The sequence below is a fragment of the Acidovorax sp. genome (assembly GCF_021287135.1).
Taxonomy (GTDB): domain Bacteria; phylum Pseudomonadota; class Gammaproteobacteria; order Burkholderiales; family Burkholderiaceae_C; genus Acidovorax.
In genome coordinates this window covers 14,397-35,330 of the sequence record NZ_JAJTBB010000006.1, presented here as the reverse complement: position 1 = coordinate 35,330, position 20,934 = coordinate 14,397, and the positions used below count along the sequence as shown (strand labels likewise).

The following is a 20,934-nucleotide window of genomic DNA, read 5'->3' as shown; positions in this document are numbered from 1 at the left end:
GGAGCTTAGAGATCCCAGTGGCGCTGACGGGCCTCGGGCGGCAACGTGTCGATGATGTACTGCAGCGGGATCGCCTCGTTCTTAGGCGCGCGCTCGTAGGCGCTGTCGTGGGATGCCGTCTTGGTCTGCCCGAACTTCATGTCGCTGCAGTAACGGATGGCCCATTCCAGGCTCTCCACCACCGACCGGCTGAGCTTGCTGAAATCGGCATCACGCAGGACCGTGAGTTTCTTGTCATTGCGGCGCAGGGCGGCACGCATGGCGTCGTCGTCAAAGTCGCTGAACATCCGTTCGCCAATGAGCACCCGCGTGGCGTCGTAAGCCGACTGAGGGACCGGGCCATGGGGTAGTGCGCAATAGGTCTCGTTGTAAATCTGGCGCCCGTGGTGCTCCAGATGGTGCCTGTCCGCAAAGTAGATGGCCTTGAGGGAGTTGTAGAGATCGCCATCGGGCATGCGCTTGGCAATAAAGATCAATGCTTCTAGGCCGATGGACGCTTCCAATTGCTGCAAATGCTCAAGGCTTTGGGCTGGAGAGCGTGGGGCAGCCAGAGTCAACTCACCACTGAAGGCCCGCTGCTGCAGCGAGGCGAACAGAGCATCCAGCGCGGCCAGGGCGCGTCGGTGGGTGGCTTTAAGGGCTTCGATGGAGGCGATGCGGGTGGCAAAGGTTTGTTCTAACGCATCACCAGGTCTTGGGATTCGGATGCTCTGTAGGCCTTGGGTATCCAATCGCTTTGTCCCATGACCCGCTTCGGAAACCTTCTCAAGAACGAATCCTGACTGACTGCGCAAGCATGCTGCCAAGAACTGACTGTTGACGGGTTGTTTGGGCAAGAGCGCTTTCAGGTCTTGATTGATCGTCGCTGGTATCCGTAAAACGCAAACCGGAAACGTATGAGCGAGGATCATTCCCCGCACCACTATCGCAACAGTGTCTTTGGGCAACAGCTTCAAAGTTGTCGTTTCGGGCACCTGCCCTGAGATGTGATCTTCCGAGTCAAACAAATCTTCGGCCTTCATATCCTTGGCACTGAACCAAGGTAGCTCACCTTCCCAATACTCTCTCTTTGCTTTTGATGGTGTGCCTCCGCTGTAGCAGTGGCAAAGATCGGTCAGCGATTCCGTCGGCCAGCCCTTCGGATTCGCCACCGGGTCCCCAAACATATCGAGAAAGAGGGACTGGGTGAGGCTGTCGAGCAGGGACAGGGCGGTGCGGCGTTGGGTTCGGATGGTTTCGGCTTGGTCGAGGATGGCGGCGATGCGGCGTTGGTCTTCCAGCGGGGGCAGGGGAAACGGCAGATCGTCCAAATGCTCATTTCTCAAATTGTTGATATTCGCACCAGCGGCCAAAGACGAAACCTTTTGCCGGTAGCTTCTCGTTTTGAAAAAGTGAGCGAAGTAAGCGTGATCGACCTTGCTGTTCGGGCGTAGGACCTTACAAAAAGCACCGAAACCCATATTGAGGTTTTGCATTGCAGGCGCAGCTTTTCCGACAACACTCAGGCTCCCACTTGACGCGGCGATAACTACGTCGCCTGCAATTACGAGTTGCTTCGCTGAAATGCGTGCTTCTGGAACGTACGTCAGGTCGTCGAATGACAAGCCCTCGTCTGTGATGTTGTTTGCACGTAGAACGGCCAAATAGCCAGACTCAGGAACAGCCATGGCGTCGTCACCTGAATAGCTGACGCCACGGATTTGTTCGCAAACGTCGCTGACTTTTACAAGGGGCACACTCACTTCAACATCCCCTCCAACACCTCCATCCTCCGCGCAATCTCATCCTCCAGCGCCCGGAGCTCCGCCAAGATCTCCCCTGGCGCCCGGTGCTGCACCTGCTCATGCACCACTTCCTTATAGCGGTTGATGCTCAGGTCGTACCCATTGGCCTCAATGTCGGCCTTGGGCACGCAAAAGCTTTGCGCGGTGCGGGGGCGCTCGCGTTCGGTGCCGTTGCGCTGCGCCCAGCGGGTGAGCACATCGGGCAGGTTGTTTTTGGCGTGCTCTGCTTCTGATAGCGGCTCGTGCTTGTCTGCGCTGGGCCGCAGGCCCAAACGGCTTGCGTCCAGCAGGGGCTGGCGTTTGTCGTCCAGGCTCCAGCCGTCGGCCTGCATGTCGTAGAACCACACGTGGTCGGTGCCGCCGCTCATGGTTTTGGTGAAGAGCAGGATGGCGGTGCTGACGCCCGCGTAGGGTTTGAACACGCCGCCGGGCAGGCTGATGACGGCGTCGAGCTTTTGCTCTTCCACCAGCTTGCGGCGCAGTTCCTTGTGGGCCTTGCTGCTGCCAAAGAGCACGCCGTCGGGCACGATCACCGCCGCCCGCCCGCCGGTTTTGAGCAGGCGCAGAAACAGGGCCAGAAAGAGCAGCTCGGTCTTTTTGGTTTTGACGGTTTGCTGCAAATCCTTGGCGGTGTTTTCGTAGTCCAGGCTGCCGGCAAAGGGCGGGTTGGCCAGGATGAGGCTGTAGGCCTCGGCGTCGCCCGCCGCGCCTTCGGCGAGGGAGTCGCGGTATTCGATGGCGGGGTGTTCCACGCCGTGCAGCACCATGTTCATGCTGCCGATGCGCAGCATGGTGTTGTCGAAGTCGTAGCCGTGGAACATGCCGCTGTGGAAGTGCTTGTTTTGCGCGGGCACGCGCAGCATGTCGGGGTAGGTGCGGCGCAGGTATTCGCCCGCGGCGACCAAGAAACCGCAGGTGCCGCTGGCCGGGTCGCAAATGGTGTCTTGCGGTGTGGGGGCCGTCAGGGCCACCATCAAGTCGATGATGTGGCGCGGGGTGCGGAACTGGCCGTTGTGCCCGGCAGAGGCGATCTTGCCGAGCATGTATTCGTACAGGTCGCCCTTGGTATCGCGGTCGTCGAGCGGAATGGTGTCGAGCAAGTCCACCACCTTGGCTAGCAGGCCGGGCGTGGGGATGGTGAAGCGGGCATCGCGCATGTGGTGCGCAAAGGCCGACTCCGCCGCCGGGCCGCCCGAGGCTTGCAGGCCGCGCAGAAAGGGGAAGACCTGGTTGCTGAGCACGTCGAACATCTCGGCCGGGGCCATGTTCTTGAAGCGGGACCAGCGCATGGCGTCGTGCGCGCGGCCTTGCGCATCGGTGCCCGCGGGGATCAGGTGCACGGGCTGGGTCTTGAGGCGCAGGGCCTTGTTGTCTTCGCGGGTCTGGTCGCTGTCGAGCGCGCGCAGAAAAAGCAGGTAGGTGATCTGCTCTATGACTTCAATGGGGTTGGCGATGCCGCCGGACCAGAAGGCGTTCCAGACTTGATCGACCTTGTTGCGGAGTTCACCAGTGAGCATGGGGTGGCAGTTCGCTGCGTTCTTGAGGGGAAAACAGCGAGTCTGCCACGCCAGAGTGCGTCACCTTGGATTCATAGCCAAATCGGCCTCTAGCGATTAGCCATCAAGCGCTGGCAGCTATGGTTTTTGATGTCTGCGCTCTGCCTCGCCGTGCCATCAGCCGGTTTGCCACGCTCACGATGGCTTGCACCGAGGCCGTCACGATGTTGTGGCTGCTTCCTGCGCCGAAGGTGGCGCCGGCCACGCCGTCCATCGCGGCTTCCACGATGGCCAGTGCCTGGGCGTGGGCGCCGGTGCCGGTGGCGCGCTCTTCATAGTGGTCCACGCGCAGCGGCAGGCCCAGCGCGTCCACCGTGGCGGCGATGGGGCCGTTGCCCTGGCCGCGCAAGGTCTGGCGCGTGCCGTCGATGGTCACGTCCAGCTCGATGCCCTGGCCGTCGTCGTCGATGCGGTGGCTGTGGCAGGTGATGGCGGCGTGCGCGGGGGCGCGCAGGTAGGTGGTCTGGAACAGTGCCCACAGCGCGTCGCCCGTCATCTCGCCCTCGCTCGTGTCGGTCTGGCGCTGCACCACGGCGCTGAATTCGACCTGCATGCGGCGCGGCATCACCACGCCGTGTTCGCGCTCCAGCAAGAAGGCGATGCCGCCTTTGCCCGACTGGCTGTTCACGCGGATCACGCTGTCGTAGGTGCGGCCCAGGTCCGCCGGGTCGATGGGCAAATAAGGCACTTCCCACAGTGCGTTCGGGTCCTGCGCGGCAAAGCCCTTCTTGATCGCGTCCTGGTGCGAGCCCGAGAACGCGGTGAACACCAGGTCGCCCGCATACGGGTGGCGCGGGTGCACGGGCAGCGCGGTGCATTCCTCAGCAATGCGCGCGACCGAGGTGATGTCCGAGAAGTCGAGGTTCGGGTGCACGCCCTGCGTGTACATGTTGAGCGCCAGGGTCACGATGTCCACGTTGCCGCAGCGCTCGCCGTTGCCGAAAAGGCAGCCTTCCACGCGGTCGGCACCGGCCATCATGGCCAGTTCTGCCGCCGCTACGCCGGTGCCGCGGTCATTGTGCGGGTGCACCGAGAGCACGATGTGCTCGCGCGGGCTGAGGTGCCGGTCCATCCACTCGATCTGGTCGGCAAACACGTTGGGCGTGGCGTTCTCCACCGTGGTGGGCAGGTTGATGATGATGGGGCGGCCGGGGCCGGCGCTCCACGCGGCAATCGCCGTCTGGCAGGCCTTGAGTGAGACGCTGAGTTCGGTGGCGCTGAAGGTCTCGGGCGAGTACTGCAAGGTCCACTGCGTGGCGGGCTGTGCGTCGGTGAGCTGCTTGAGGTACCCCACGTGGTGGCTGATGAGCTGCATCACCTGCGTCACGTTCATGCCGAACACGATGCGCCGCCACGCGGGCGCGGTGGCGTTGTACAGGTGCACGATGGCGCGCGGCGCGCCCTTCACGGCTTCCACGGTGCGCGCGATCAGGTCTTCACGCGACTGGGTCATGACCATGATGGTCACGTCGTCGGGGATCAGGTGCTCGTCGATGAGGCGGCGCACAAAGTCAAAGTCGGTCTGCGACGCGGCCGGGAAGCCGACCTCGATCTCCTTGAAGCCGATGCGCACCAGCTCGGCAAAGAGCTTCATCTTGCGCTCGCCGTTCATCGGCTCGAACAGCGCCTGGTTGCCGTCGCGCAAATCGGTGGAGAGCCACACGGGCGCGCGGGTGATGCTGCGGGTGGGCCATTGGCGGTCGGGCAAGGCGACCGGGGCGATGGGTTGGTACTTGGTGGCGGGCTTGGCAATCATGAGAAGGCTCCACGAACGGTGCAGTGCGCGCGCAACAGGGGTGCGCACCGCGGGTCAACAACGAAATGAAAAACAAGACGTGTGACATCCCCTGCAGCCCTTTGCGTGTGCAAAGGCTGGTTCGCGGGCCGGGGTCAGGGGGAGATCAGGGGTTGCGCTGAACGGGTCAGGCAACCAGGGTGGCGAACGCAGGCAGACCCCGGCCAGGCACTAGGCCTAGCGATAGGGTGGATAGGAGCATGCTGCGTTGCATAGGGGAGCAAAGATAGCACAGGCTTGCTGCAGCGCGCAAGAATTTCAATGAAAAGTGGCTCCAGCGCTTTCTGGATGAGCGCAAGCAGCTATGAAATATATAGCGATGAAAAGCCCCGATGACGTGGCGGTGCAGGGGCATGGCCGCTGGTAGCATGGCCGCTTTCGCGCCGCTTCAGCCGGCCAGCGCGCCCTGCCCTCGCTTCGTTCAGGAGACTCCGATGCCCTACATGCTGCTCATCATGGAACCCCCCGGCCAGCGGGCCGAGCGGGGCCTGGCCGGCGGGCAGGAGGCGTATGCGCGCATGCTGCGGTTTGGCGACGGCCTCAAGGCGCGCGGCCTGCTGCTGGCCACCGAGTCGCTGGCGTCCACCGAGCAGGCCGTGCGCTTGCAGGTGCGCGACGGCGCGGCCCGCATGGTGGACGGGCCCTTTGCCGAAACCAAGGAGATGGTGGGCGGCTTCTTCCTGGTGGACTGCGCCACCCGCGACGAGGCCGTGGCCCTGGCCCGCGAATGCCCGGCCGCCGAGTGGGCCACGGTGGAGGTGCGCGAAGTGGCGCCCTGCTATCAAGGCGCCTGAAGGGCGCCCGCCGCAGCGCCGGGGGTGCCACCCGCCAGCAGGGCTTGCAGCTGCGCGGCCGGCATGGGCCGCGCCAGCAGGTAGCCTTGCAGCACATCGCACCCCTGGCGCACCAGGTAGTCCGCCTGCTCTGGCGTTTCCACGCCTTCGGCCGTGATCTGCAGCCCCAGCCCGTGGGCCAGCGCCACCACGGCCGTGACGATGGTGCGGCTGTGCTCGTGCGCGGGCAGGTCCTTGACGAAGCTGCGGTCGATCTTCAGCCGCCGCACGGGCAGCTGGCGCAGATAGCCCATGGACGAATAGCCGGTGCCGAAATCGTCGATGGCCAGGTGGATGCCCAGCTGGCTCAGGCGGTGCAAGACATGCGCGCCGGCCTCCACGTTCTCCATCAGCACGGTTTCGGTGAGTTCGATCTCCAGCTGCTGCGCGGGCAGCTGCTCTTCGCGCAGGATGTCCATCACCCGCTCCAGGAACTGCGGGTCGCCCAGCTGCCGGGCCGAGATGTTGACCGACACCCGCAGCGGGCCGTGCGCCTGGAACCGCACGGCGTCGCGGCAGGCGGTGCGCAGCACCCAGTAGCCCAGCGGCACGATCAGCCCGCAGTCCTCGGCCGCCATCACGGCCTCCAGCGGCGAGACCTGGCCCAGCTCCGGGTGCGTCCAGCGCAGCAGTGCCTCGGCCCCCACCAGGGCGCGGTCGGCCGCGGCAAACAGCGGCTGGTAGTGCATCGACAGCCCTTCGCCCTCCTGCAGGGCCCCGCGCAGCGCCTGCTCGATGGCCTGGCGCCGCACCACGGCCTGGTTCATGGACGCTTCAAAACGCACACAGCGGTTCTTGCCCATCTCCTTGGCGCGGTACATGGCGGTGTCTGCATTGCTGACCAGGCTGTCCATGTCTGCGGCGTCGGCGGGAAAGGTGGCGATGCCCGCGCTGCAGGTCATCGTCAGCTGCTGGCCCAGTTCCAGGAAGGGTTCGCGAAAAGTGCCCACGATCCGTTGCCCGTAGCGGTGCAGCCCGGCGTCGTCCATGTCCAGCCGCAGCACCACGGCGAACTCGTCGCCGCCCACGCGCGAGAGGGCATCGCTGGTGCGCAGCGCCGACTGCAGCCGCCGCGCCACCTGGCGCAGCAGCCCGTCGCCGGCGGCGTGGCCGAAGGTGTCGTTGAGGGTCTTGAAATTGTCCAGGTCGATGTACACCAGCGCCAGGTGCGTGCCCAGGGCCTGGGCGCGCGCAATCTCGGCGGCCAGGCGCTCGTTGAAGGCATGCCGGTTGCCCGTGCCCGTCACCGCGTCGGTGTGCGCCAGCGCGTGCAGGCGGTTTTCCGCATGGCGCACGGCCGCGCGGCTGCGCAGCACCAGGGCCACTGCCATGGCCATGGTGCAGCCGGCGATCAGCAATGCGCCGACAAAGCGCACCAGCAGGCGCGAGTACACCGCGCGCATCGACTTGCGGAAGTACAGCGTGCCCGACGCCACGCCCGCCATCTCCACCGGCCGGGCGATCTCCAGCACGCGCAGGCCGGCGCGCTCGCTGGCCGGCTGCAGGCCGGTGTCCGCCAGCGTGGGGGCAAAGCGCTGGCCCGTCTCGCGGGTGTAGTGGGCCAGCAGGAGGCCGTCGGCGTCGTACACGCCCGCACCCAGCACCAGCGGGGCGGCCTTGAGCGCGGCCAGCATTTCGCCAGCCGCCCGCGCATCGCGGAACACCACCGCGGCCGAGAGGTTGTCGGCCACGATGGCGGCCTCCACCCGGCTGTCCTCCAGCATCGACTGGCGGGTGCTCCAGTAGTCCAGCCCGGTGAGCGCCAGCACCACCGTCAGCAACGCCAGGCCCGCCGCGAGGATGCCGGTGACCACCAGCCGCGACGACAGCAGCAGTGGCGGCGCCTGCCGGGGCTCCGGCCCGTCCTCGGGGACCGTGGGGGTGGCGGTGGCGGAGCGCTGCGGGTTCATGGCGCCGCCTTGGCCAGGCGCAACAGGCGCGAGCTGACGGTCAGCCCCGCCCGGCCGGCTGCGTCGGTGTTCACTGCGAACACGATGCGCTGGGCCTGGCGGCCCAGGGCAATCACGATGTCGGGGTGGTCCGCCACGCCCTCGTCGGCCACGGTCAGAATGCCGTGCCCGGCGGGCAGCGCCCGCAGGGCGCGCAGCGCCGGCTCCGTCTCCGGGCCGTTCAGGACGAGCACGCGGCACTGCCGCAGATCGCCGGGCTCCAGCAGGCGCACCCGCAGGACGCGGCCCTTGCGCACGGGGCGGCCTTCCAGCGCGGCCAGCGCGCGCTTGAGCGGGCTGAACGGCGACACGCACACGGGCCACTCGCCCTCGGGCGCCGCCGCGCTGTCGGGCCACTCCACGAACTGGATGAAGTTGAAGACGTACGCCGCCTTGAGATCAGGTTCCTCCACCGGCCCGGCCGCCTGCGCCGCACCGCCGCTGCAGCACAGCAGCCACAGGCTGCTCCACAGCAGGTTGGGCAAACGCAGGGCGCGGGCCATCAGGATTCTCAGAAGGCGTAAGTGAGCTTGAGCCGGTAGGTGCGCCCGTCCTGGCGGATCGCGTCCTCGCGGATCTCGTAGGACGCCGGGTCCGCATACCGGCGGTTGAACAGGTTGTACACACCCAGCGACAGGTCCACGTCCGCGATGCGCCGGCTGTAGACGAGGTTGGTGACGATGTACCCCGGCAGGCGCGCGTAGGACAGCGTCTCGCGCGCGGCCACGCCAATGGCTTCCACCGCGTACTGCGCGGGCGCTTGCGGGCCGGCTGTGCCCAGGCGCAAGGTGTCGGACCACTGCAGCTTCAGCAGCTGCCGGGGGGCATTGGTCAGGGGTGGCGCGCTGGCGTTCGCGTCCCGCGCGTGCTGCCAGCCCCAGGCCAGGCGCAGCCGGGCGCCGTGCTGCCAGCGCTGCTCCACCTCGGCTTCCACCCCATGCACCTGAACCCCGCGCGCATTGCTGAACACCAGCCGGTCCGGCGCCGCCGCATCGCCCAGCGACAGCAGGTCCGTCACCTGCGAGCGGAACGCCGTCACCAGCATGCGCGTGGTGCCCGTGGGCGAATGTTCCAGCGCGATCTCGGTGGTGCGCACCTTCTCCGGGCGCAGGCCGGGGGTGGTGAGAATGCCGCCCGGCAGGTCCACGGCGTAATCCCGTTCGTAGGCGTTGGGCGGGCGGTAGGCGGTGCCGTGCAGCAGCTTGAGGACGGTGGACGGGTTCCACCAGTACACCAGCCCCAGCCGGGGGTGCACGCTGCCCGCGCTGCCCGACTGCTTGCCCCAGCGCAGGCCGGTGTGCAGCGTGAGGGTGGGAGCCAGCGCAAACTCATCCTGCACGTACAGGCCCACGGCGCTGCCGGTGCGGCGGCTGTCGAGGTACTGCGCCGCGGGCTCCACGTCGAAGTTGAGCTGGCGAATGCCGGTGTCGCGCCGGTAATCCACGCCCCAGGCGAGCTTGTGGCGCGCCAGCGCCGTGCTGATCCACTGCAGCTCCGTGCCCCACCACTGGCCCGCGCCGACGTCGCGGTTGAGCGTCAGCGGCGGGTAGTCGTACACGTAGTCGCCGTCAAACCGGTACCGCCCCGCGTGCAGGCGCCCGGTGAAGGACAGCGACGGCTGCAGCTCGCGCGTGATCTCGGCGGCCAGCCGCGTGGTGGTGTCGATGTACCGCGAGCGGGGGTCGTTGAACGCCTGGGAGAACGCAGCGGTGGGCGTGCCCTTGGTGCGTTCCCCGTGGGCCAGGGTCACGCTCAGGCCGTCGCGCCGCATGCGGGCAAACAGCTGGGTGCTGCGGTCGAAATCCAGGCGCTGCGCGATGCCTTGGTTGCTCTCTGGCGTGTCGTACGCAGCGTAGTACTGGTCGGCGCCCCGGCTGCTGGACCGCGTGAGGGCCAGCAGCCAGTCGCCGCCCGCGGCGTCCACCGTGCCCAGCGAGAACCGGCCTTTGGCCCTGCCATGGCTGCCGGCTTCCACGCTCACCTGCGGCCCGGGCAGCTGCCGGCCGTCGCGGGTGATGACGTTGATCACGCCGAAGAACGCATTGGCGCCGTACACGGCCGAGCCGGGGCCGGGCACGAACTCCACCCGCTCCACCAGGTCCAGGTCCAGCGGGAAATCCGTGCCGATGGTCGCCTGGTCGTAGAGGTTGTCATTGAAGCGCACGCCGTTGACCAGTAGCAGCACGCGCGTGTTGTAGTCCCCCGGCGTGGCAAATCCGCGGTTGCCCAGGTAGTGGTAGGAGCGGTCGTAGGAGACATACAGCCCGCGCATGCTGCCCAGCACCTCGGCCAGCGTGCGGTAGCCGAAGAGGCGGATGTCTTCGGCAGTGACCACGCTGACCACGGCTGGCGCCTCCAGGGCCGTTTGCGCGTAGCGGCTGGCGGTGGTGACCTCCATCTGCATGAGCTGCTCCAGCGGCAGCTGGGCCATGTCCGCCTGGGCGCTGGCGTGCGTGGCGGCGGCGCACAGCCACGCCAGGGCGGCCTGCCGCCGCCAGTGCCCCCGCGGCAGGGCCCGGCAAACTGGCAGGGCGGGGGCGCGTGCGCCGGCGGTACGGAGGGGGAAGGGGAGCGTTCGCACGGGCGGCCCTGGCGTCGGGGAAAGTTCTGTCGTAAAGCGTTGCGCGCGGCCGGTGCCGCACCGCAATCTTTACAAAGTGTATCAATCCGGCCCACAGGGCCAACAGGGCCAACAGGGCCAACCCTGCCCGGGCCGCTCGTCCGGCCCAGCCTCGGCCTGCTGGCGAAGCGCCGCGCCCAGTGTTCAGCGGGCCAGCAGCGCCGTGAGCGCCACCCCGGGGCTCCACGGATCGGAAACCAGGAACTGCCACGCCCAGTACAGCTCGGAGAGGCCCGCCAGCAGCAGCGTGGCCGCCCCGGCCCATGCGCCCTCGGTGTGCCACGCGGCGGCCGAGACCGCCCCGTGGCCTGCCAGCGCCGCCAGGGCGCCCAGCCGCCGCAGGGCGCGGGGCCGCACCGGGGTGGCGCCCTCGGGGCTGGGGGGCGGCGCTTCGCCGGCCGCCGTGGCCGCCAGCCACAGCGCCCACCCGGCGGAGCCGTCGCCCTCGCACGGATCGGCCCGTTGCTCCAGCGTGAGCCACTGGACGCGCGGGGCCGCTGCCGGGGCAGGCGCGGCAGCGGAGGCAGATAAGGCGCCCGCGGCGGGTACGGCCCAGGCCAGCGTGCCGGCCCCTTCGCCGGCGCCGGTGGCACCGGGCGCCACCGGCGCGCCGTAACGCGCGGCCAGCCGCTGCGCCAGGGCCGCCTGGGCCTGGTGCGCTGCGGCCTGCAGGTCGGCGGCCAGGAACGCATACGGACCGCGGTGCGATGCGCTCAGGCCGGCGTGCAGCACGCGGCAGCGCGCGTGGGGCTCCGGGCCGGGCGCGGCGGCCTGCGCCAGCAGCCGCTGGGCCAGCGGCACGATGCCATCCAGCGACTGCAGCCCTTCCAGATGGTCCGCCAGCGGCGGACGAAAAAACGGCCGGGGCGGCCAGCACAGGTCCCGCACGCCGCTGCGCCACAGCACGGCCCCCGCGGCATCCAGCAGTGCGGCTTGCTGGCCGTCGTAGTGGGCGCGCCAGACCTCGTCCCCTTCGCCGTCGACCCAGGCCAACTGCCCGTCGCGTGTGATGAACGGCACCAGCGGCGTGCCCGCCAGCGGCGGCGGCAGGTGGCCCGCGCCGTCGGTCAGCGGCTCCAGCAACTGCGCGGGCGCTGGCACGAACCGGCCGTCCGGGTGCAGCAGGCCCCAGGTCGGCGCTGCGGCCGCCCGCACCACGGCAAAGCCGCGGTCGGCAGAGAAGTCCGTGCCAAAGCTCCACGCGGCCCCCGCCAGCGGCTGGCCGCGCGCCGTCCAAAACCGTGTGCCGGGGGCCGCCCTGTCTGCCACCACCCCGCAGGCCATATGGTGCGAGAGGCTGCGACCGCCGCGCACCACCACCCGGCCTTCGGCATCCACATAGCCGCAGCCCTGGTCCTCCCCCGCGTCCGGCTCGGCGAAGAAGGCCAGCCCGTCGGCGTTGAACGCGTCCAGGCGGGCGTAGCGCGGCGCCAGCACCCAGCGGCCCGCCAGATCGATCAGGCCGTGGAGCACGCCGTCCCGCGACGCGGCCGTGGCGGCCACCGCCCCGAACGGCTGCGCGCTGCGCAAGCCGGGGGCGATGGCCCACCGCCCCTGCTGGTCCACAAACCCGTGGGTGGGTGGCCCGCCCTCCCTCGCTGCGACCGTGGCGCGCGCCAGTCCGTGCGGGCCCAGCGGGCCCAGCGCCGCAAACGTGGCGCCGCTGCCGAGGGGCTGGCCCCGGCGGTCCACCAGGCGCCAGCCCTCCCCAGGCAACTGCACCGGCGCCACGCCCTGGCGGAACGGGTGCACGTCCTCAAACCGGGGCGCCAGCACCACCTGCCCGGCCCGGTCCATGAAACCCCAGCGCCCGCCGTCGCAAAACGCGGCCAGACCTTCGCCGTCGGTGCCAAACCCGCGGGCCTGCTGCAGCACGGGCGGCACCCGCCACCGGCCGTCGCCGCCGATGTAGCCCCACCCGCCATAGGCCGCGCGGGCGGGGGCGATCCAGCCGCCCGCACCGTCGGCTTCAAAGCCGTGAACCTCGCACAGGCCTTCGGCGGGCGCCGCGGCCCGGCCCCGGTGGACGATGAGCAGCGCGACGTCCCGGCACGCCGGGTCCAGGGGCAAGCTGGCCAGCCAGGGGGCGGAGGCAGTGGAACGGTCGCGGTGCATGGTCGTGGGGAAACTCCCGGCGGCATGCTAGCCACGGTGCCCGCCCGCGCCGGTAACGATTTGCACGGCGTTGCCAAATCGCCCACATCCGGCCCTTCGGACAGGGCGCGGCGCATTTTTCTGGGGATTTACCCTGATTTTTTTGCCGGCTTGTCGATTGGGCCGGGGGCGGTTCGTCGTGGAGAGGAAGGCCGAGGAAATTTTCGTGCTCGTTCCTTCACCCCCCTTGTTTGTTCGACCCCAGGAGAACCCCATGCGATTCATGATCATTGTGAAAGCCACCCCCGAATCCGAACGCGGCGACATGCCCACCGCCCCCTTGATGGCCGCCATGGCGCGCTACCACGAGGAGCTGGCCCAGGCCGGTGTGCTGCTGGACGCCAGCGGTCTCCAGCGCACGGCCCTGGGGTGGCGGGTGCGCTATGGCGCAGGCGGGCGCAGCGTCATCGATGGCCCGTTCACCGAAACCAAGGAGCTGATCGCCGGCTACACCCTGATCCAGGTGCGCACCCGCGAAGAGGCGCTGGAGTGGACGCGCCGCTTTCCCAACCCGCGGGGCGGGGGGCTGGAGGCCGAGATCGAGGTGCGCCAGCTGTTCGAGATGGAAGACTTTGCCGGGGTGGAAGGCGTGGAGGCGTTCCGCGACCTGGAAGCCCTGCGCGGCTGAGTCCTGCCCGGTACCACCGGACGCCCCGCCATGCCGCAGGCCGTGGCAGCGCCCAAAGCCCGCACCGGTGCGCGGTGCTCTGCCCGCCCGCTTTGCCAAGCGGCTCTGTTCCCCTTACCGTCACGCTTCCAAGGAGTTTCCCCATGCACCACGCACAGATCTTCGTCAACCTGCCCATTGCCGACATGGCGCGCGCGCAGGCGTTTTTCAAAGCCCTGGGCTACCACTTCAACCCCCAGTTCACCAACGACCAGGGCGCCTGCCTGGTGGTGGGCGAGAACCTGTTCGTGATGCTGCTGGTGCGGGACTTCTACCAGACCTTCACCAGCAAGGCGATCGCCGATGCGCACACCACGTCCGAGGTGCTGGTGTGCCTGTCTTGCCAGAGCCGTGACGAGGTGGACACGCTGGTGGACCGGGCCGTGGCCGCGGGCGCTGCCACGCCGCGCCCGGCGCAGGACCTGGGCTTCATGTACTCGCGCAGCTTTGACGACCTGGACGGCCACACCTGGGAGTTCGTGCACATGCTGGACGCCAGCAAGGCCCTCGGTTGAGCCGCATGGACCCGGCCCCTCCGGCGACTGACCGCGACGCCCTGCACCGCACCATTGCGTCGGTGTGGCGCATCGAGGCCGCGCGCATCATCGCCAGCGTGGCGCGCATGACGCGCGACGTGGGCCGTGCCGAAGAGCTGGCACAGGACGCGCTGGTCGCCGCGCTGGAGCACTGGCCCGCCACGGGCCTGCCCGCCAACCCCGCCGCTTGGCTGATGACCACGGCCAAGCGCCGCGCCATCGACCACCTGCGCCAGCAGGCGCTGCACGCGCGCCAGAACGAAGCGCTGGGCCAGGACCTGCAGGCGCTGGAAGCCCAGTACGCGCCCGACGTGCTGGACACCCTGCTGCACGCCGAGCAGGACGACATCGGCGACGATCTGCTGCGCCTGGTCTTCACCGCGTGCCATCCCGTGCTGCCCACTGAGGCGCGCGTGGCGCTCACGCTGCGGTTGCTGGGGGGCCTCACCACCGGCGAGATCGCGCGCGCCTTCCTGGTGCCCGAGCCCACCGTGGCCCAGCGCATCGTGCGCGCCAAGCGCAGCCTGGCCGCGGCGCATGTGCCCTTCGAGGTGCCCGGCGCCGCCGAGCGCGCGCCGCGCCTGGCGTCGGTGCTGGAGGTGATCTACCTCGTCTTCAACGAAGGCTATGCCGCCACGGCCGGCGACGACTGGATGCGCCCCGCGCTGTGCGGCGAGGCCCAGCGCCTGGAGCGCGTGCTGGCCGCGCTGGTGCCCGACGAGCCCGAGGTGCAGGGCCTGGTGGCGCTGCTGGAGCTGCAGGCCTCGCGCCTGCCCGCGCGCACCGATGCGCAGGGCCGGCCCGTGCTGCTCATGGACCAGGACCGCGCACGCTGGGACCACCTGCTGGTGCGCCGCGGCCTGGCCGCGCTGGACAAGGCCGAGCAGCTGGCGCGCGCGGGCAAGCCCTGGGGGCCGTATGCGCTGCAGGGCGCCATCGCGGCCTGCCATGCCCGTGCCCGGCAAGCCGAAGACACCGATTGGGACCACATCGTGGCGCTGTACGACGCGCTGCTGCAGGTGGCGCCTTCGCCCGTGGTCGCGCTCAACCGCGCGGTGGCCGTGGGCATGGCCGAAGGTCCGCAGGCCGCGCTGGCCCTGGTGGACGCGCTGGCCTCGCACCCGTCCCTGCGCCACTACCACTGGCTGCCCAGCGTGCGCGGCGACCTGCTGGCCAAGCTGGGCCGCGGGGACGAGGCGCGTGCGGAGTTCAAGCGCGCAGCCAGCCTCACCCGCAACGCGCAGGAGAAAGCGCTGCTGATGGCCCGCGCGTGCGGCTAAGAGCCGTCAGCGCCGCTTTTTCTTTGGCTTCTTCCGGTCGCGCTGGCTGGGCGGCGTGGCCGCCTTGGGGGCCAGCCCCAGCGCGGTGCGCGCCAGGGTGTCGGCGGCGCCGTTGCGGTGGCGCGGAATCCACTGCAAGCGAACGTCGTCGAATGCGTGCAGCAAGCTGCGCGCCTCGTCAAACAACGGGGCCAGCCGCGCCAGCGGCGCCGCCGGGCGGCCACCCAGCTGCTCCACCAGCACGCTGCTGTCGCTGAACACCTGCACCGGCGTCGATGCCGCCAGCCCTTGCTGCGCCAGCCACTGCAGCGCGTGCATCAGTGCGCGCAACTCGGCTTCGTTGTTGCAGCCGGTGAAGGTCGTAGCTTCGGAAACCTGGTGCCGCACCGCTCCATCAGGCCCCGTTACCACCGCCCCCAGTCCCATGCGCCCCGGGTTGGGCCAGGCACTGCCGTCGCAATGGATGACCCAGGCCGGCGCAGGGCTGTTTTCGTTCATGGCAGGCGCTGATGCGCAGCCGCTCGGCGGGATGTCACTTGTAGAAAGCCTCGACCTTGCCCTTGAGCTTGATCATCAGCGGCTGGCCCTTGCGGTCCACCGTCTTGCCGGCGGGCACCTTCACCCAGCCTTCGCTCAGGCAGTATTCCTCCACATCGGTGCGGTCCTTGCCGTTCAAGCGGATGCCGATGTCGTGCTGGAACACGGCCGCCACGTGGTGCGGGCTGCGGGGGTCCACCGACAGGCGGTCGGGCAAGGGAGGAGGCGTGGTAGCGGCGTCGTTCATGGCAGATGCGCGGCCCCGGGGCCGCTGCTGAAAAAAAGGAAAGCGCCGATTCTCCGGCTTTTGCGGCCTGGTTTTCCACTCCGGCGCATGCGTTGCCGGCCGCAGCCCCACCCGCGCGCTTCGTGCAGGGCTTGCCAGGCCGGCGGCGCCAGGGGCACCATGCGGTCCATGTCCGCCAGCCCGCGCCTTGACGAAAGCCCCTTGCGCAGCCTGCCCAATCTGGGGCCGGCGTCCGAACGCATGCTCCATGCCGCCGGGATTCGCACGCCGGGCGACCTGCGCGCGCTCGGCGCCGTTCCGGCCTTCCTGGCCGTGCGCCGGGCGGGGCGCAAGCCCAGCCTCAACCTGCTCTGGGCGCTGGAGGGCGCCCTCAGCGGGCGCGACTGGAAGGCGGTGGCGCAGCACGAGCGCACGGCGCTGCTCATGCAGCTGGACGACAGCGCTGCCGGTGGCATGCGGCCCGAAATTTGAAAGAAAAATGCCTCTAGCGCTTGTGAATAAAGCGCAAGCAGCTATTAAATTTATAGCAATTCAGGTGCTGGTGCCTTACGCTGCCGCGTGCCGGGCCAGCAGCGCTGGCACGGCCGGCCGGGCGCAGCGCTGCACGGCTTGCAGCAGTGCGTGGCTGGGCTCGGCCACGCGCCAGTGGGTGCGCAGGTCGTGCTGGATGCGCGCCAGCAGGGCGGCGGCCATTTCGGCGTCCGCCAGCGCGCGGTGGGCCTGGCCGGTGCGCGGCAGGCCGTGGTAGTCCACCAGCGTGCCCAGCTTGTGGCTGGGCGCCTGCGGGTACAGGCGGCGCGACAGCAGCACCGTGCAGGCAAACGGCTGGGGCGCGGCCAGGCCGGCATGGGCCAGCTCGGCCTGCCAGAACTTGCTGTCGAACGCGGCGTTGTGCGCCACCATGGGCGCATCGCCCACAAACCGCGCCGCCTCGGCCATCACGCCGGCCGCATCGGGCGCGGCCGCCACCATGGCATTGGTGATGCCGGTGAGCTGGGTGATGAACGGGGGAATCCACGCGCCGGTTTTCATCAGGCTCTGGAAGCGGTCCACCACCTGGCCTTTTTCCAGCAGCACGACTGCGACTTCGGTGGCGCGGGCGCCCTGGCCGGGCGAGACGCCGGTGGTTTCAAAGTCGATGACGGCAATGGGGGGCATGGCAGGCGGGAGCACAGAGCAAAGGCAGCGCCGGGTGCGCTGCCCGCATTGTGCCCCGCCGTGCGGGGGCCTGCCCGGCGCTCCTGCGCGGGCGGCTGCAGCGGGCGGCTGCAGCGGGCCTCAGCCCGCGCCGCGCGCTCCGCCGCCGGGCGTGCCCCCGGTGCCGCTGCCGGGGGCGCCCCGGCGCGATTGCACCTGGTTGCCGCTGCCGATATGGGCATCGCGGTCGTGGCGGCTCTCCGGGGTGCGGCGGCCCTGGTGCAACTGGGTGGGCGGCTGGTCGCCGGGGCTGTTGTGGTCGTTGGCGACCTTGCCGGAACCGGCGGCGCCGGGGGTTGCCTCCTCGGGGGAGGTGTCGTGACGGGTCTTGCTCATGGCAATCTCCTGTGCGGTTTCAGGGACCTGTGGCCGTGGGGGGCGTGGTTACGGCAGCGTCACTTTCTGGTGCTCGCCCAGGCGCGGGGGCTCGCCCGTGACGGCGGCCTTGGCCATCTGGAACAGCTGCACCATCTTGTTGGCCTTCACGTCCCAGAATTCCGCGTGGCGGATGCGCACCGCCAGCAGCACCACGTCCGGGTCGGTGGGCCCGCCGGGGAACCACGCCTGTGCCCCGGTGGACCACAGGGCTTGCTTTTCCACCGGGTCGTCCACGAAGCGCACCTGGCCCGACAGCGACACGTAGCTGTCCTGGCCGGGGTCGGCATACGACACGTTCACCTCGCCGTCGGTCAGCAGGCGCTCGTACAGCTCGCCCGACTTGGGAATGAAGAAATACAGCTCGGCCTGCTCGTCCATGCTGCGGTTCTGCGTGGTGAGCGGATGGGCATGCAGCATGCCCGTGGCCGTGCGGTGGGTCAGCATCCCGAAGCGAATGTCCTTGATGAGTTTCCACAAGGTTTCGTGGGCGTGGGTGTCGTGTGCCATGGAGTCTCCAGCAGGTGGGTGGATCGGAACCGGCCCGTGATCGGCCACGGGCGTATCGGTCCACTGTGCAAGCTGCGCGAGGGGCGGACCATCGGCAGCTTGCCCGGCTGGATGTGGGCATTTGTCTGACAGGGCCGCGCCGCGCGGCGGCTGGCCCCGGGGCGCCTGGCTCAGGCCTTCTTCAGGAACTCGGACTTCAGCAGCATGCTGCCCAGGTCGGTCTTGCAGTCCACGTTGTGGCCGTCCGCGCCGTCCACCAGGCGGATGCTCTTGATCTTGGTGCCTTTCTTGAGGGTGGACGAAGAGCCCTTCACCTTGAGGTCCTTCACCAGGATCACCGCATCGCCGTCGGCCAGCGGGTTGCCATTCGCGTCGCGCACGATGCCGTCGCCCGCATCGGCATCCGCCTGCTCTGCCTCGGCCACCTGCGGCCATTCAAACGCGCAGTCGGGGCAGACGTAGTTGCTCCCATCGGGGTAGGTGTTTTCCAGGCCGCACTGGGGACATGCCGGAGGGGTGGAGGTGGTCATGGTGTTCTCTTTCTTTCTATCGATCGTTGTTGGAATGGTTTTGGGGAAACACGGAAAAAAGCGTCACAAGGCCGCCCGCTGCTGCAGCGCGAACGGCGGCAGCCCTTTGAGCAGCCGCTGCCCGTAGCTGGTGCGCGTGAGCCGCTTGTCGTAGCAGTACACATGGGCCTGGTCCTCCTCGGTGCGGATGGCGCGGCCCACCCATTGCGCCAGGCGGATGGCGGTGGCGGGCACCACCAGCTCGCTGAACGGGTCGCGGCCCACGGCGCGCAGCCACTCGGCGCGGGCCTCGCCCACGGGGTCGTCGGGCGGGGCAAAGGGCAGCTTGGTGATGAAGACCGACTCGCACAGGCGCCCGGGCAGGTCCAGCCCCTCGCCGAAGGACTGCATGCCGAAGATGACCGAGGGCTCGCCGTTGTCCACCCGCTCGCGGTGCCGCTTGAGCAGCTGCGTGCGGGGCAGCGCGTTTTGCACCAGCACCACGCTGCGCATGGCGGTGGGCAGCGCGTCCACGGCCTGGCGCATCTGTTCGCGCGAGGTGAACAGCACCAGCGCGCCGTATTCCACGCGGGCGATGTCGTGCAGCAGCGCATCGACCATCTCGGCGGTGAACTGCGCGGCGTTCTTGGGGTCGGCGCGCGTCTCGGCGGCCACCAGCGTGCCCTGCGCGGCGTAGTCGAACGGGCTGGCCACCTCCAGCGTGGTGGCGGCATCGTCGCCGTGCAGGCCCGTTTCGCGCAGGAAGAAATCGAAGCTGCCGCAGCTGGTGAGCGTGGCCGAGGTCAGCACTGCCCCGCGCACCGCGCTCCACAGGTGGTTGCGCAGCGTCGTGCCCGGCAGGATGGGGCTGGCGTGCGCCTTCACCACGATGAAGTCGCCGTCCGTCTCCAGCGTGAACCATTTGGACGCGGGCACGGCGCCCTCGGGCGCATCCTGCAGCAGCAGTTGCGCGGTGGCGTGCAGCTCTTCCAGGCGCGGCGCCAGCATGCCGATCTGGGCGTACAGCGTGGACAGGCGCTTGGCCTCGTCGGGCTTGTCGCGCATCTCGGCGCGCAGCGCCTTGCTGATGGCGCGCAGGGCGTCCAGAAAGCCCTCGGCGCTGGCGGCCAGCAGGCCCAGCGGCGCGATGAGCGGCTCCGGCAGCTCGCCGCGCGGCACGCGCACGCGCGCAGGGCCCCAGGCGCTGGGCTGGCTCTTGAGCTGCGCGCCATACACATCCATCACGATGCGGGCCAGGTCCTGCAGCGTCTGGCGCAGCTGGGCCGCGTGGCGGGGGATGTCGGCAATCTCCTCCACCTCCAGCAGCGCACCGATGCGCAGGCCGCGGCTGGACAGGCGCTCGATCCAGGTGATGCGCGACAGGTCCATGCTGCAGGCGAACTGCTGCAGCGCGGTGGCCGGCAGGTGGTGGGCCTCGTCCAGCACCAGCAGGCAGTTGTCCAGCTCGGGCAGCACGCGCGCACCCAGCGACGACAGCAGCAAATCGTGGTTGGCCACGATCACCTGCGCGCCCACCAGCTCCTTGCGCTTGTCGTAGTAGGTGCACTGGCTGAAGGCGGGGCAGTGTTTGCCGGTGCACGACGCGCCTTCGGCCGCCACGGGGCCCCACACCTCGGGCTCGGGCGGCGTTTCCAGGCTGTCGCGGTCGCCGTCCCAGGCGCCGTGGGCCAGCGTCTGCGCCATGGCGCCGTAGAACTGGATGCGCGCCTCGGTCTCTTGCCGCGGGCGCTTGGCGCGCTCGGCGGCCTCTTCCTCGGCAAACAGGTCGTCGTCGGCTGCATCGGCCTCGCCCGTGCCCGCCAGGCGGTCGAGCTTGAGCTTGCACACATAGCGTCCGCGCCCCTTGGCCAGCGCGAATTTGAAAGGTTGCGGCATGCGCGCGGCGAGCGCCGGCAGGTCCTTGTGCACCAGCTGCTCTTGCAGCGCCACCGTGGCGGTGGAGATCAGCACCCGCGTGCCGCGCGCCAGCGCCAGGGCGATGGCCGGCGCACAGTACGCCAGCGACTTGCCCACGCCCGTGCCCGCCTGGATGACGGCAATCGAGCGCGTGGGTGCATCGCCGCCGTCGTCTTCGTCCACCTTGCCCAGGGTGGCGTTGCTGAAGGTGTGCGCCACCTGTTCGGCCATCCGCCGCTGCCCGGCGCGGCTGCGAAACCCGTCGGTGGCTTGCACGACCGCATCAAATGCTTGCAGGGCCTGCGCGGCCCATTCCTGGGGAGACATACGGGAATCGGTGGGGGGCTTCGGCGGCGGCGCACCGGGGCTGGATGAAAACCCAGATGTTAACGCGGGCCTGCAGGCCGGGGTCCCGCAAGGCCGGTCTTTGCCGGATAATGACTGTATGAAAACACAGTTTTTTCAACC

General features: G+C 69.1%; 19 protein-coding genes. 5 read left to right on the top strand and 14 right to left on the bottom strand.

Annotation, left to right across the window (positions count from 1 at the left end):
- Positions 1-5: 5 nt before the first annotated feature.
- The 3 genes from LWW96_RS01355 to leuA form a co-directional block, all read right to left on the bottom strand.
- Positions 6-1,736, bottom strand: a complete 1,731-nt coding sequence (locus LWW96_RS01355) for a restriction endonuclease subunit S (RefSeq protein ID WP_291483891.1) — start codon at positions 1,734-1,736, stop codon at positions 6-8.
- 2 nt (positions 1,737-1,738) lie between these two features.
- A complete protein-coding gene (locus LWW96_RS01350; protein WP_291483869.1) occupies positions 1,739-3,301 on the bottom strand; it encodes a class I SAM-dependent DNA methyltransferase in 1,563 nt (520 codons plus the stop codon).
- A 103-nt stretch (positions 3,302-3,404) separates the two neighbouring features.
- Positions 3,405-5,096, bottom strand: a complete 1,692-nt coding sequence (gene leuA, locus LWW96_RS01345; RefSeq protein ID WP_291483868.1) for a 2-isopropylmalate synthase — start codon at positions 5,094-5,096, stop codon at positions 3,405-3,407.
- Positions 5,097-5,569: 473 nt separating this feature from the next.
- Here leuA and LWW96_RS01340 point away from each other — a divergent pair, with 473 nt between their 5' ends.
- Entirely contained in the window at positions 5,570-5,929 is a 360-nt protein-coding gene (locus LWW96_RS01340; protein ID WP_291483867.1) for a YciI family protein, read from the top strand.
- Here LWW96_RS01340 and LWW96_RS01335 read toward each other — a convergent pair.
- The 4 genes from LWW96_RS01335 to LWW96_RS01320 all read right to left on the bottom strand — a co-directional run bounded on the left by LWW96_RS01335 (position 5,917) and on the right by LWW96_RS01320 (position 12,652).
- A complete protein-coding gene (locus tag LWW96_RS01335) occupies positions 5,917-7,878 on the bottom strand; it encodes an EAL domain-containing protein (RefSeq protein ID WP_291483866.1) in 1,962 nt (653 codons plus the stop codon). The genes LWW96_RS01340 and LWW96_RS01335 overlap by 13 nt on opposite strands.
- Complete coding sequence (locus tag LWW96_RS01330) at positions 7,875-8,420, bottom strand: YfiR family protein (protein ID WP_291483865.1); 546 nt, start codon at positions 8,418-8,420, stop codon at positions 7,875-7,877. Before LWW96_RS01330 ends, LWW96_RS01335 begins: the two co-directional genes overlap by 4 nt.
- Positions 8,421-8,428: 8 nt before the next feature.
- Entirely contained in the window at positions 8,429-10,498 is a 2,070-nt protein-coding gene (locus tag LWW96_RS01325; RefSeq protein ID WP_291483864.1) for a TonB-dependent receptor, read from the bottom strand.
- 183 nt (positions 10,499-10,681) lie between these two features.
- Positions 10,682-12,652 carry a WG repeat-containing protein gene (locus LWW96_RS01320; RefSeq protein ID WP_291483863.1) on the bottom strand — a complete coding sequence of 657 codons (1,971 nt, stop codon included), beginning with the start codon at positions 12,650-12,652 and terminating at the stop codon, positions 10,682-10,684.
- A gap of 253 nt (positions 12,653-12,905) precedes the next feature.
- On the opposite strand from LWW96_RS01320, the gene LWW96_RS01315 reads away from it, so the two are divergent.
- The 3 genes from LWW96_RS01315 (at position 12,906) to LWW96_RS01305 (ending at position 15,174) form a co-directional block, all read left to right on the top strand.
- Positions 12,906-13,319: a YciI family protein gene (locus LWW96_RS01315; RefSeq protein ID WP_291483862.1), complete on the top strand. Its 414-nt coding sequence runs from the start codon at positions 12,906-12,908 to the stop codon at positions 13,317-13,319.
- 143 nt (positions 13,320-13,462) lie between these two features.
- Positions 13,463-13,873 (top strand): glyoxalase/bleomycin resistance/extradiol dioxygenase family protein, encoded by a 411-nt coding sequence (locus LWW96_RS01310; RefSeq protein ID WP_291483861.1) that lies wholly within the window; start codon positions 13,463-13,465, stop codon positions 13,871-13,873.
- A 5-nt stretch (positions 13,874-13,878) separates the two neighbouring features.
- Entirely contained in the window at positions 13,879-15,174 is a 1,296-nt protein-coding gene (locus LWW96_RS01305) for an RNA polymerase sigma factor (protein WP_291483860.1), read from the top strand.
- A 6-nt stretch (positions 15,175-15,180) separates the two neighbouring features.
- Here the strand turns inward: LWW96_RS01305 and LWW96_RS01300 are convergent, their stop codons facing one another.
- Together LWW96_RS01300 and LWW96_RS01295 are read right to left on the bottom strand one after the other, a co-directional pair.
- A complete protein-coding gene (locus LWW96_RS01300) occupies positions 15,181-15,672 on the bottom strand; it encodes a ribonuclease HI family protein (RefSeq protein WP_291483859.1) in 492 nt (163 codons plus the stop codon).
- Between the two features lie 34 nt (positions 15,673-15,706).
- Positions 15,707-15,958 (bottom strand): DUF3297 family protein, encoded by a 252-nt coding sequence (locus LWW96_RS01295; protein ID WP_291483858.1) that lies wholly within the window; start codon positions 15,956-15,958, stop codon positions 15,707-15,709.
- A gap of 168 nt (positions 15,959-16,126) precedes the next feature.
- On the opposite strand from LWW96_RS01295, the gene LWW96_RS01290 reads away from it, so the two are divergent.
- Positions 16,127-16,429, top strand: a complete 303-nt coding sequence (locus tag LWW96_RS01290) for a TfoX/Sxy family protein (protein WP_291483857.1) — start codon at positions 16,127-16,129, stop codon at positions 16,427-16,429.
- 75 nt (positions 16,430-16,504) lie between these two features.
- Here LWW96_RS01290 and LWW96_RS01285 read toward each other — a convergent pair whose 3' ends face one another.
- The 5 genes from LWW96_RS01285 to dinG all read right to left on the bottom strand — a co-directional run bounded on the left by LWW96_RS01285 (position 16,505) and on the right by dinG (position 20,793).
- Positions 16,505-17,116 (bottom strand): 3'-5' exonuclease, encoded by a 612-nt coding sequence (locus LWW96_RS01285; protein ID WP_291483856.1) that lies wholly within the window; start codon positions 17,114-17,116, stop codon positions 16,505-16,507.
- 120 nt (positions 17,117-17,236) lie between these two features.
- Entirely contained in the window at positions 17,237-17,491 is a 255-nt protein-coding gene (locus tag LWW96_RS01280) for a hypothetical protein (protein WP_291483855.1), read from the bottom strand.
- Between the two features lie 48 nt (positions 17,492-17,539).
- On the bottom strand, positions 17,540-18,040 hold the full coding sequence (locus LWW96_RS01275; RefSeq protein WP_291483854.1) for a pyridoxamine 5'-phosphate oxidase family protein: 501 nt from the start codon (positions 18,038-18,040) through the stop codon (positions 17,540-17,542).
- A gap of 170 nt (positions 18,041-18,210) precedes the next feature.
- Complete coding sequence (locus LWW96_RS01270) at positions 18,211-18,570, bottom strand: zinc ribbon domain-containing protein YjdM (protein ID WP_291483853.1); 360 nt, start codon at positions 18,568-18,570, stop codon at positions 18,211-18,213.
- Positions 18,571-18,633: 63 nt separating this feature from the next.
- Positions 18,634-20,793: an ATP-dependent DNA helicase DinG gene (dinG, locus tag LWW96_RS01265; RefSeq protein ID WP_291483852.1), complete on the bottom strand. Its 2,160-nt coding sequence runs from the start codon at positions 20,791-20,793 to the stop codon at positions 18,634-18,636.
- Positions 20,794-20,934 lie beyond the last annotated feature (141 nt).

Bases quoted from the DNA above. Each gene is read 5' to 3' on its own strand.
- LWW96_RS01270 (WP_291483853.1), bottom strand. From the start codon at position 18,570: ATGACCACCTCCACCCCTCCGGCATGTCCCCAGTGCGGCCTGGAAAAC.
- dinG (WP_291483852.1), bottom strand. From the start codon at position 20,793: ATGTCTCCCCAGGAATGGGCCGCGCAGGCCCTGCAAGCATTTGATGCG.
- LWW96_RS01285 (WP_291483856.1), bottom strand. From the start codon at position 17,116: ATGCCCCCCATTGCCGTCATCGACTTTGAAACCACCGGCGTCTCGCCC.
- LWW96_RS01340 (WP_291483867.1), top strand. From the start codon at position 5,570: ATGCCCTACATGCTGCTCATCATGGAACCCCCCGGCCAGCGGGCCGAG.
- LWW96_RS01290 (WP_291483857.1), top strand. From the start codon at position 16,127: ATGTCCGCCAGCCCGCGCCTTGACGAAAGCCCCTTGCGCAGCCTGCCC.
- LWW96_RS01330 (WP_291483865.1), bottom strand. From the start codon at position 8,420: ATGGCCCGCGCCCTGCGTTTGCCCAACCTGCTGTGGAGCAGCCTGTGG.
- LWW96_RS01275 (WP_291483854.1), bottom strand. From the start codon at position 18,040: ATGGCACACGACACCCACGCCCACGAAACCTTGTGGAAACTCATCAAG.
- LWW96_RS01295 (WP_291483858.1), bottom strand. From the start codon at position 15,958: ATGAACGACGCCGCTACCACGCCTCCTCCCTTGCCCGACCGCCTGTCG.
- LWW96_RS01350 (WP_291483869.1), bottom strand. From the start codon at position 3,301: ATGCTCACTGGTGAACTCCGCAACAAGGTCGATCAAGTCTGGAACGCC.
- LWW96_RS01305 (WP_291483860.1), top strand. From the start codon at position 13,879: ATGGACCCGGCCCCTCCGGCGACTGACCGCGACGCCCTGCACCGCACC.
- LWW96_RS01310 (WP_291483861.1), top strand. From the start codon at position 13,463: ATGCACCACGCACAGATCTTCGTCAACCTGCCCATTGCCGACATGGCG.
- LWW96_RS01280 (WP_291483855.1), bottom strand. From the start codon at position 17,491: ATGAGCAAGACCCGTCACGACACCTCCCCCGAGGAGGCAACCCCCGGC.
- LWW96_RS01300 (WP_291483859.1), bottom strand. From the start codon at position 15,672: ATGAACGAAAACAGCCCTGCGCCGGCCTGGGTCATCCATTGCGACGGC.
- LWW96_RS01315 (WP_291483862.1), top strand. From the start codon at position 12,906: ATGCGATTCATGATCATTGTGAAAGCCACCCCCGAATCCGAACGCGGC.
- LWW96_RS01335 (WP_291483866.1), bottom strand. From the start codon at position 7,878: ATGAACCCGCAGCGCTCCGCCACCGCCACCCCCACGGTCCCCGAGGAC.
- LWW96_RS01320 (WP_291483863.1), bottom strand. From the start codon at position 12,652: ATGCACCGCGACCGTTCCACTGCCTCCGCCCCCTGGCTGGCCAGCTTG.
- leuA (WP_291483868.1), bottom strand. From the start codon at position 5,096: ATGATTGCCAAGCCCGCCACCAAGTACCAACCCATCGCCCCGGTCGCC.